This window comes from Streptomyces sp. NBC_01471 (genome assembly GCF_041438865.1).
Lineage (GTDB): Bacteria > Actinomycetota > Actinomycetes > Streptomycetales > Streptomycetaceae > Streptomyces.
Genome location: NZ_CP109450.1, coordinates 4,159,982 through 4,170,000 on the forward strand (window position 1 = coordinate 4,159,982; position 10,019 = coordinate 4,170,000).

General features: G+C 72.8%; 6 protein-coding genes (1 of these 6 cut by a window edge). 3 read left to right on the top strand and 3 right to left on the bottom strand.

What is annotated here, in order from left to right; translation table 11 throughout:
* The first annotated feature begins 302 nt into the window (after positions 1-302).
* Positions 303-2,384, top strand: coding sequence for an asparagine synthase-related protein (locus OG285_RS18350; RefSeq protein WP_371791582.1), 2,082 nt, complete (start codon positions 303-305; stop codon positions 2,382-2,384).
* Between the two features lie 126 nt (positions 2,385-2,510).
* On the opposite strand, the gene OG285_RS18355 is transcribed toward OG285_RS18350, so the two are convergent.
* Together OG285_RS18355 and OG285_RS18360 are read right to left on the bottom strand one after the other, a co-directional pair.
* Positions 2,511-4,448 (bottom strand): sigma-70 family RNA polymerase sigma factor, encoded by a 1,938-nt coding sequence (locus OG285_RS18355; protein WP_371791583.1) that lies wholly within the window; start codon positions 4,446-4,448, stop codon positions 2,511-2,513.
* A 392-nt stretch (positions 4,449-4,840) separates the two neighbouring features.
* Positions 4,841-5,626 (bottom strand): TetR/AcrR family transcriptional regulator, encoded by a 786-nt coding sequence (locus tag OG285_RS18360; protein WP_371791584.1) that lies wholly within the window; start codon positions 5,624-5,626, stop codon positions 4,841-4,843.
* A 290-nt stretch (positions 5,627-5,916) separates the two neighbouring features.
* Between OG285_RS18360 and OG285_RS18365 the strand changes: the two genes are divergently transcribed.
* Entirely contained in the window at positions 5,917-7,341 is a 1,425-nt protein-coding gene (locus OG285_RS18365) for an NAD(P)/FAD-dependent oxidoreductase (protein ID WP_371791585.1), read from the top strand.
* Positions 7,342-7,485: 144 nt separating this feature from the next.
* Positions 7,486-9,165 (top strand): SpoIIE family protein phosphatase, encoded by a 1,680-nt coding sequence (locus OG285_RS18370; RefSeq protein ID WP_371791586.1) that lies wholly within the window; start codon positions 7,486-7,488, stop codon positions 9,163-9,165.
* 48 nt (positions 9,166-9,213) lie between these two features.
* On the opposite strand, the gene OG285_RS18375 is transcribed toward OG285_RS18370, so the two are convergent.
* Positions 9,214-10,019: the 3' portion of an MFS transporter gene (locus tag OG285_RS18375; protein ID WP_356835032.1), read on the bottom strand. 463 nt of this gene lie beyond the right edge of the window; only the last 806 of its 1,269 coding nucleotides appear in the window; its start codon lies beyond the right edge, outside the window; its stop codon occupies positions 9,214-9,216.

Genomic DNA, 10,019 nt, shown 5'->3' on the forward strand with positions numbered 1-10,019 from the left:
GATCCAGTGGGCTGGGGGATACGGCCGCCTCAATCCCCGCGGGCGGCCGGCCGGTCCGGGAGGCGTGTGACGTCTCCCGGACCGAAGCGCTCTGCGGCCCGTCGGCCCCCGTTCCCGCACAGATGCCACTCCGCCAGAATGGCCGGATGACGACCCTCGTGGTGCAAGACCGAATGGCCTTTGCCGGGGGCGCATTCGCATGTGGGTGCGCGCTCCCGTACCCCCTCCGGTACGCCGTTGTCATGGCAGCATGGTCCTGAACGCCCCCGGCGTTCAGTTGTCCACAGCCTGTGGAGGCGGCGATGCGGTGGTTGGTGGGGTGGAGCAGTACCGCCGCGAGCTTCGGCACGGCCGGTTCGGTGGGCGGCACGGACGAGGGCCGCACGGTTCACCCCGTCGGCTCGCAGCTGCTGTGGGGCGACCCCGACCCCCTCTGGGCGGTCGGTGACTGGCGGCCGGACGAGGTGCGGGTCATCTCGGTCGATCCCTTCACCCGCCTTGCCGTACTGGGCTGTTGTGCCGCGACGGACGAGGAGCTGCGGGTCGGTCTGTTCGCCGCGCGCGGTGGCGCCCTGCGCCATCTCACGGCCTGGGCGGGCAGTTACACGGTCGTCGTGCAGTCCGGGCGCCGGGTCACCGTCGTCGGCGACCTGGCCGGCGCACGGCCCGTCTTCCACACCCCCTGGGCCAACGGCACCGCGTACGCCACCGCGGCCCTCCCCCTCGCCGACCTGGTCGAAGCCCAGCTGGACATCGGCTACTTGGCCGCGCTGCTCGCCTGCCCCGACGTACCCGAGGCGCTGCGCGACTCGACCCCCTACGCCGGGGTGCGGCGCATCCCGCCGGGCCACGCCCTCATCCTGCGCGAGGGCTCCCGGGAGATCACCGGGTACGAACAGGTGGCCTCGCTCGCCGTGGCCGCCGCCCAGATCGACCCGGACCGGGCCGTGGACGGCGTACGGGACGCGCTCGTCGAAGCCGTACGCGCCCGGCTCACCGCGCCGCGCCACGCCCCCGAGACGCTGCCGCCCGATCCCGGCCCGGTCCCGGGGATGGGCCCGGCCGAACGGCGCGCGGCCCGCGGGGCCCCGGCGCCCGCCCCCGGAATCGGCGCCGACCTCTCCGGCGGAAGCGCGTCCGCCACTCTCACGCTCCTCGCGGCCGGACTGCCCGGGGTGCCGGGCACGATCCTCGGCCATGGCACGGGTGCCGGGGAGCGTCTCCTCGCCGTCACCTTCAACGACCTCTCCGCGCGGGGCCACGGGCCCGAACTGGAACGGGCGGGCGCCATCGCGGCCAATCCGAGACTGCACCACGTGGTCGTCGCGGGCGGCGAAGAGGCCCTGCCGTACGCCGATCTGGAGTCGGGCCCGCTGACCGACGAGCCGGGCCCGTCGCTGATCACTTCGGAGCGCCACCGGCTGCGGCTCGCCGCGGGCAGCGCGGACCACCTGGTGGGGGACGGCGCACGGCAGGTGCTCGACGCCCACCCCGCGCGCCTGGCCGACCTGCTGATGGACCGTCGCAGACGCCATCTGGTCAAACCGGTGGCGGCGCTGGCCAAGGCGGACGGATCGGTCCTCATCCCCTTCACCGTCTACCGCGCCGCGCGCAGACTGGCCCGCACCCCGTACCGCGCGGGCATCGAGGCGGCCGCCGCCCTGCTGCGCGACCGCGATGTCCAGCACATCGCGGAAGGCTCCACGCTGGACGCCTCGCTGGCGGCCCTCACCTGGTCACGTCCGGGGCCCGCGGCGCGCTGGCTGACCGGTGAGGCGCTCGCCGAAGTCTCCGTACGCCTCGAGGAGTCGGCGCTGCGCCCCACCTCGGTGCAGCGCCCCGGTGAGGCCCGCGCCCGCGCCGCTCTCGCCCGGTACGCGGCGGACCACCGGGTCTTCGAACAGGCGGCGGAGGTACGGAGCCAGCGGCTGCACGCGCCGTTCCTCGACAACCAGGTGGTACGGGCGGCCCGGCTGCTCCCCGAATCGCTGCGGGTCCAGCCGGGCGCCCGGGCCGAGATCCTCCGTACGGTGCTGGCGGGCGCGGGCATCCACGACCTGCCGGCCGGCTGGGGCGCCCCGTCCCACACCACCGCGACGGCCTCGTTCCACCAGGGGCTGCGCGCCTCGCTCCCCTCGCTGATCGCCCTGTTCGACGCCCCGCTGCTCGCGGACGCCGGCCTGATCGAGGCGCGGGTGGTCCGCAAGGCGCTGCGTGCGGCCGCCGAGGGGGAGCGGCTGCCACTCGACGGGCTCGCCGACCTGGTCTCCACGGAGCTGTGGCTGCGCAGACTGCTGTCCCGGCGCGGCAGCTGCTGGACCGGGACAGCGGCACCGAAACAGCGGGCGGTGGCGGGCGGGGTCGTGCCGCGGCGGAGTCTTTAGGGGCTCACGCGCGGAGGGCGGAGGCGGCGTGGCCAGGGACTCGCGCGGTCAGGGGCAATCGGGGGGAGGGAAGCAGCGGCTCGCGGGGCCGCCCGGAACTCGCGAGCCGGGATCAGGTCCGGTCGGTCAACGGCAGCTGATCTGTGACTGCGCCCAGTCGGCCACCGCCACCGAGCCGAACGGTCCGCTCCGTTCGACGACGAGCCGGAGCGTCCGGTAGCCCGCGATGGCGACCCGCACCCGCCTGGCCGGATCCCGGCCGTGCACGACGGGCGAACTCCACAGCCGGGTCGCGTCCCCGTACACCGAGAAGCGCACCGCGCCGAGCCCGAGCGACATGTCGTCCAGCCCGGCCAGTGCTTCGTAGGTGGAGCACTGGCGGTTGAGCTGGATGGTCACGCTGGACGGGGCGTGCACGCTGATGCCCCTGTTGTACTGGGTTCCCCGCATGACCGGCTGGCGGCGCTGCCAGACCGGGCCGCTGTCTTTGAGGCTGAGCTCGGGCGCGGTGTGGTCGCCGACGAGCGAGTACGCGAGGGCGGCGACCTGGTAGACGGCCGGTACCGGCGCGGGCGGCGGCTTCGGGGTCGGGGTGGGCTTCGGCGGTGGGGTGGGTCTGTGCGTCGGCGGTGGGGTGGGGGCCGGCTTCGGCGCGGGGGGCTTGGGCGCGGCCTTCGGGGGTTCCGGCGCGGGCTTCGGCTTCGGGGCGGGCCTGGGCGCGGGTGCCGGGGGAGCGGGCGGTGCCTTCGGCCGTGGCGGCAGTGTGGGCTTGGGCGGTACGACAGGCTGCGCGGCGGGGGGCGCCGCGTGCGGCTTCGGTGCGGGAGCGTCGCTGCCCGACAGCGCGAACGCCAGACCGGCGGCCGCCGCGACGACGACACCGGCTGCGATACCGGCCTTCGCGGGCATGCCGAGCCCTTCGGACGCGGCAGCCCCGCCGCCCGCTGAACCTCCGCCCGACGCGGCGCCCGCGCCGGCTGCCCCGGCGGCGCCGCCCGCGACGAGCCCGGCGGCCTTGAGCGCGGACCCCCCGGCGAACCAGCCGATGACCGCGACCGGAACGAGCCCGGGAATCCCGGAGTTGACGTCCTTCAGCTCGCCCGCGGCGAGCCGGCACTTGGCGCACTCCTCCAGATGCTTCCGCAGCCCCCGTTCGGCCCGCATCCGCAGGCCGCCGCGGGCGTACGCGCCGAGCCGGTCGGCGTACTGCGCGCAGTCGCCGCCCGCCGTGAGCGTCTGGCTCACATGGGCCTGGAGGTAGGCCTGCTTGAGCCCTTCACGGGCCCGGCTGGCCAGGACCGCGGTGGCATTGGCCGTCAGCCCGAACAGCGGGGCGACGTCGCTCGGGGACTCTTCCTCCACGGTGGTGTGCCAGAGGACCGCCTGCCAGCGCTCCGGCAGCGACCGGAACGCCTCCATGGCCAGCGACTTCTCGGCGATCCGCATCGCCTGGACATCGGCGCCCAGGTCCAGCGTGTCCTGGTCGGACACCTCCGACGACGAGGACCTGGCGGCCTGGTCGGCGAAGAGGGCGAAATCCTCGACCAGTTGCTCCCGCTTGGCTGTCTTCGTCCAGGCGGCCGCGACCCGGCGCACCGTGGTCAGCAGATACGCCCGCACCGCCTGCTCGGGCCCTGCCCCGCCCCGTACCGCCTGCAGCGTGCGCGCGAACACCTCGGCCGTCAGGTCGTCGGCGGTGTGCGCGTCACGGCAGCAGGTACGGGCGTAGCGGCGCACCGCGTCGGAGTGCCTGCGGAACAGCTCCTCGTAGGCGCTGTCGGTGCTGTCGTCGCCCTCCCTCATCTGCGCGATCAGCTCGGCGTCCGACGGCGGCAGATCCAGGGAGCGCGGCGGCGGGAGCACGCTGCTGCCGCCCTCACGCTGCTGGGGCACGCTCGCGAACCACTCACCGTCCGGAGGCCCGCCCTGGCCGGACGCCGGCCCGGGCCCCTTGCCGGATGTCTGCCCGGATGCCTTCCCGGACGACTGACCCGGGACCTGTCCGGGGAGCCGATGCGCTCCGCCGGCCGCGCCGAGTGGCTCGTCCCGCCCTTCACTGCTCATCGCGGAAAGCCCCCGTACACACCCTCGGACCAGAACACCGGCCAAGACTGACACAGAGAGGGCTACAACCGGCCGTCCGCGTCCGGCAACCACTCATCCGGGGAGTTTTCCCGAATCGGAGCACTAACCTTCACTCGATGGGGGAAGGCTCAACTAATTGTCCCCAGGCCCCGGATGAGCGGTTGCAGGACGAGCGGTACCGAGCAGCCGAAGCCGAGCCGTACCGAGCAGCGAGGCCGAAACGAGTGCCGCCGATGCGAGCACTGGCGATACGAGTACCTGCGATACGACGGCTGCCGCTGCGAGGCCTGCCGATACGAGGGACGGCGCTGCGAGGCCTGCCGGTACGGCTGCCGCCGTGGGGCAGCCCGCCGTGAGGCCTCAGGCTTCGCTCACGCCGGACGCGACCGCAGCCCCTCCAGCAGGATGTCCAGCAGCCGTGAGGACGCGGCGGCCTGCTGTGCCGCGTCGGGCAGCGTCGGCGCCGCCGTGGCTATCACCAGCAGGACGTCCGCCACGGTGACATCGCCCCGCAACTCCCCTGCTGTGTGCGCCCGGTCCACCAGCCGGCCCACGACCTCCAGCAGCTCCACGGCCCCTGTGCTGTCGTCGGAGAGCCCGGGCAGTGCGCCGGTCACCGGCGGTCCGTCGGCGCCCTGGGGAGCAGACCGCTGCTGCGGTACGCGCGTCTCCTCCGGGGAGCCCGGTCCGGCCTGCTGCGGATCTCCACCGAGGACCGCGTCGCCGATTTCGGCCGCTTCGGCCACCCCCACGCGCAGCACCTGGGGCGGCAGCAGCCGTCCCGCACCCGAGGCCACCGAGGTCCGCAGGAAGCGCGAGAGCGCGGACCACGGGTCGTCCTCCTGCCCAAGTGCCGTACGGGCCTGCTCCGTCAGGCGGGAGGTCTCCTCCTCCGCTATCCGGCTGACCAGGACGTCCTTGCTGGGGAAGCGGCGGTACACGGTGCCGACCCCGACCCTCGCCCGGCGCGCCACATCCTCCATCGGTGCGCCGTACCCGAGCTCACCGAACACCTCGCGGGCGGCCCGCAGTACATGTTCCAGATTGCGCTGTGCGTCCACGCGAAGCGGCGCCGAGCGCGGGACCGTGCCCGCAGCCGCCCGTGCGCTGCTCCCGGCCGGGACAGCGGCCTGCCAATGAGCGTCCTGAATGTGCATATGCGATCCCCCGGTAATGATGTCTCCCCCCGGAGACTCCCCGCCTGGTCCCGCCGGGGCCCAGACCCGACACCCCGGCGAACTACGAACATAGTTGAGCAAGGGGCGATTCAGAAGAGGGTAGTTCCGCACGGAGCGCCCCCCGATCGGAGTATGGGCCTGGACTCTCCGTATTCCGCCCCAGTGCCCGCTGACCGCCCCACCCGCTGACCTGCGGCCCTTCCCTTCCCGCGGGGGAACGGTCCGCTGCTGCGCGCCGGGGTTCTCCGGTCACACAATTTGTCGGGCCTGTGGACAAAGTCGATTGCTCGTTGCCTCATGGGACAGTGACTGCTCCCCTCTCCCACGAGACGAACCCCGGGTCCGGCCAGGGACCCCGGACCGGCACACGCATTCTCGTCGTCGGCGGCGGCTATGTCGGTCTGTACACGGCGCTGCGTCTCCAGCGGAAGCTGAAGGGCGGCGAAGCGGAGATCACCGTGGTCACCCCCGACCCCTATATGACGTATCAGCCGTTCCTCCCCGAGGCCGCGGCCGGTTCCATCTCGCCCCGCCATGTCGTCGTGCCGCTCAGGCGGCTCCTCGACAGGTGCCGGATCGTCATCGGTGAAGCCACCGCCGTCAACCACGCCGAGCGCACCGCGACCGTCACCACCCTCGCGGGCCCCGAGGACGGGACCGGTGCGACAGAGATCCCCTACGACGAACTCGTACTGGCCCCGGGATCCGTGTCCCGCACGCTGCCGATCCCAGGCCTCGCCGAGTACGGCATCGGCTTCAAGAGCATCGAGGAGGCCATCGGCCTGCGCAACCACGTCATCGAGCAGATGGACATCGCCTCGTCGACCCGCGACCCCGCGGTCCGCGATGCCGCGCTGACCTTCGTCTTCGTCGGCGGCGGCTACGCGGGGGTCGAAGCCCTCGCCGAGCTGGAGGACATGGCGCGCTACGCCTCGCGCTACTACCACAACGTCGACCGCGACGACATGAGCTGGATCCTGGTGGAGGCCGCCGACCGCATCCTGCCCGAAGTCGGCCACGAGATGGGCCAGTACGCGATCCGCGAGCTGCGCAACCGCAACATCGACGTCCGGCTGGAGACCCGGTTGGACAGCTGCGACCACCGGGTCGCCGTGCTGAGCGACGGCGCCCGCTTCCCCAACCGGACCCTCGTCTGGACCGCGGGCGTCAAACCGAACCCGGTCCTCGCCGCCAGCGACCTCCCGCTCGACGCCCGCGGCCGGCTGCGCTGCACGGCCCAGCTCACCGTCGAAGGGACCGCTCACGCCTGGGCGGCGGGCGACGCGGCAGCCGTCCCCGACCTCACATCGGACGAGCCCGGCAGGGAGACCGCGCCCAACGCACAGCACGCAGTGCGCCAGGCGAAGGTCCTCGCCGAGAACATCGTCGCCTCACTGCACGGCAGGCCATTGCGCAACTACGCACACGCGTATGCGGGTTCGGTCGCCTCGCTCGGCCTCCACAAGGGTGTCGCCCACATCTACGGACGCAAGGTGAAGGGCTACCCTGCCTGGTTCATGCACCGCGCGTACCACCTCAGCCGTATACCCACCTTCAACCGGAAGGCCAAGGTCCTCGCCGAGTGGACGCTCGCCGGACTCTTCAAACGCGAGATCGTTTCGCTCGGCTCGCTGGAACACCCGCGGGCCGAATTCGAATGGGCCGCCGGCGGCGACCGCCCGCAGCGGGACTGACGCCGAGAGTGCCGCCGGTCACACTGGACGTGTGACCATAGGTGGTTCCAGATCAGCACAGAACACCCCGTACGACCCGGATCCCCCACCGGGTGAGCAGCAGGTCCCAGCCGTCCCGTCACGACAAACGAGGCTTGAAAAGCAGTGAACTTCACGCGCTGGAGCGCCCGGCTCCCCGGAACACAGCGCCGCGCCGCCGCGCGGACCGATCACAGTTCCGTGCCAGCAGCCCGCGGTGAGTCCGCCCAGCCCCCGGGCCCGGAAGCCGAGTTGACCGCTGACACCGACCGGCTTCCGGCGCTGGACGAGCTCTCCGTACGGGAGATCCTCGGCAGCCTGCCCGCACTGGTCGCCCTGGTGTACGGGACCGAGCACCGCGTCGCGTACGTCAACGACGCCTACACCGCGGCCTTCGGCACCCGCACCACCGGCGCGTGCGCGGCGGACGAACTGCCCGAACTCGCCGAGCTGGGGCTCCTCCCCCTGATGGACCAGGTACTGCGGAGCGGAACCCCCCGTACCGTCAAGTCGCGTCGCGTGCAGTCCGGTCCGGGTGCGGGCTCGTACACCGTGACCTGCACCCCGGTCCCCAACCTCCCGGAGCACGGCGGGGTCCTCGTCTTCGCCGCCGACGTCTCCGACCACGCCGACGCGGCCGAACGATTGCGGACCAGCGAGCGCAGACAGCGCGAAACGGCAGTCACCCTCCAGAGATCACTGCTGCCCCAGGAGCTGGAGCAGCCCGACGACCTGCGCATCGCGGCCACCTACCAGCCGGGCGGCACGGACGCGGCCGTCGGCGGCGACTGGTACGACGTGATCACCCTGGGCGCCGGGCGCACCGCCCTGGTCATCGGCGATGTCATGGGCCGCGGGGTCCGGGCCGCCGCGGTCATGGGCCAGCTGCGTACGGCAGTCCGGGCCTACGCCCGGCTCGACCTGCCCCCGCACGAGATCCTCCAGCTCCTGGACGGCCTCGCCTCCGAGATCGACGCCAACCAGATCGCCACCTGCCTCTACGCGGTCCACGACCCCAACGAGGGGCGCCTGGTCTACGCGTCGGCCGGCCATCTGCCGGTCCTGGTCAGGGACGAGGACGGCACGGTACGCCGCGCCGCCGACCCGACGGGGCCGCCGCTCGGGACGGGCGGCTGGCAGCACACATCGGACTCGATCGCGCTGCCGCCCGGCTCCGCCGCCGTGCTCTACACCGACGGCCTGGTGGAGCGCCGGGGTGAGGACATCGACGAGGGCGTGGCCGCTCTGGAGCGGGCTCTGTCCGGTGCGTCCGGTGCCCCGCAGGTCGTCTGCGACCGGCTGATCCGCTCGCTCGGCGTCACGGCCGAGCACGACGACGACGTCGCGGTCCTGGTCGTCCAGCATCCCGCGCGGACGGGCCCGGCCGCCGAGCTGTTCCACAACGCGGCGCTGGACCTGCTGGGCGGGGTGGAAGCGGCTCCGCGCGCGCGGGCCTTCGCCTCCGGCGTGCTGACGTCCTGGAGGTTTCACGTGGAACTGCACGATCTGGGCGTCATGGCAGCCAGCGAACTCGTGGCCAACTCCCTCCAGCACGGCACCCCGCCGATGCGGCTGCGGCTGCGCAGGACCGATCGCCGGCTGATCATCGAGGTGACGGACGGCGACGACCATCTGCCGCGCCGCCGCCGCGCGGAGCCCGCCGACGAGGCGGGCCGGGGTATCTCGATCATCGCGACGATCGCCTCGTCCTGGGGCTCCCGCCGTACACCGGGCGGCGGAAAGGCGGTCTGGTGCGAGTTCGCCCTCCCCGAGCACTCGGCGGACCGGCAGGGCTCTCTCCCGTAGGCCTGCCGCCCCACCGGCCGTGAGCTGCTGTCTGCCAGGGGCCGGTCGTCAGTGCGGGGCAGCCGCCGGCTCCGGCAGATGCGACGCCACGACCCGCGAACCGTGTCCGAGCGACGGATTGTCCTGTACGGGGGTGAGCCGCCGCCCCAGCCGCAGGGCCAGCGTGGTGATGCCGAGGGAGAACACCACGAAGGTCGCGATGTACACGAGATGGGCCGAAGCCCCCATCGGCCCGCCGACAGCAGGTCCGATGGCCAGGGCCAGCTGCTTGACCAGCGCGAAGGCCGAGTTGTACTGACCGACCATGGAATCGGGCGCCAGATCGGCGACCAGCGGTGCGACGGTCGGGGACAGCATGGACTCCCCGAGCCCGAACAGCGCGTACGTCGAGATGAACGCGGCCGTCGCCATGGTCTGGCTGCCGTGCCCCAGCCCTGCGTACCCCGCGATGACCCAGGCGAACGCCCAGATGAGACCCACTACGGCGATCACCCGCGAGCGCCGCCGCTTCTCCACGACCTTCAGCACCACGAACTGCGCGACGACAATCACGGCCGTATTGGCGGCCAGCGCGATTCCGAGTGTCGACGGCTGAATTCCGGCGGCCTCGGTCCCGTAAGCGGCAAGCCCGGATTCGAATTGCCCATAACAAGCGAAGAAGACGACAAATCCGAGCACGCAGAGCTGCACCATCGCGCGGTGCCGCAGCAGTGCGCGCACTCCGCCGCCCTGGGGCTGCGGGGCCAGTTCAAGACCGGGAGCGCGCGGCAGCCGGACCGAGGCCGCGATCCCGGCGAGCGCCAGGAACATCGCGGCTTCGATGGCGAAGAGCAGCGTGAAGCTACCGGGCCGGC

Coding starts and splice junctions, on each gene's coding strand:
- OG285_RS18360 (WP_371791584.1), bottom strand. CDS start 5,626: ATGCACATTCAGGACGCTCATTGGCAGGCCGCTGTCCCGGCCGGGAGC.
- OG285_RS18350 (WP_371791582.1), top strand. CDS start 303: ATGCGGTGGTTGGTGGGGTGGAGCAGTACCGCCGCGAGCTTCGGCACG.
- OG285_RS18355 (WP_371791583.1), bottom strand. CDS start 4,448: ATGAGCAGTGAAGGGCGGGACGAGCCACTCGGCGCGGCCGGCGGAGCG.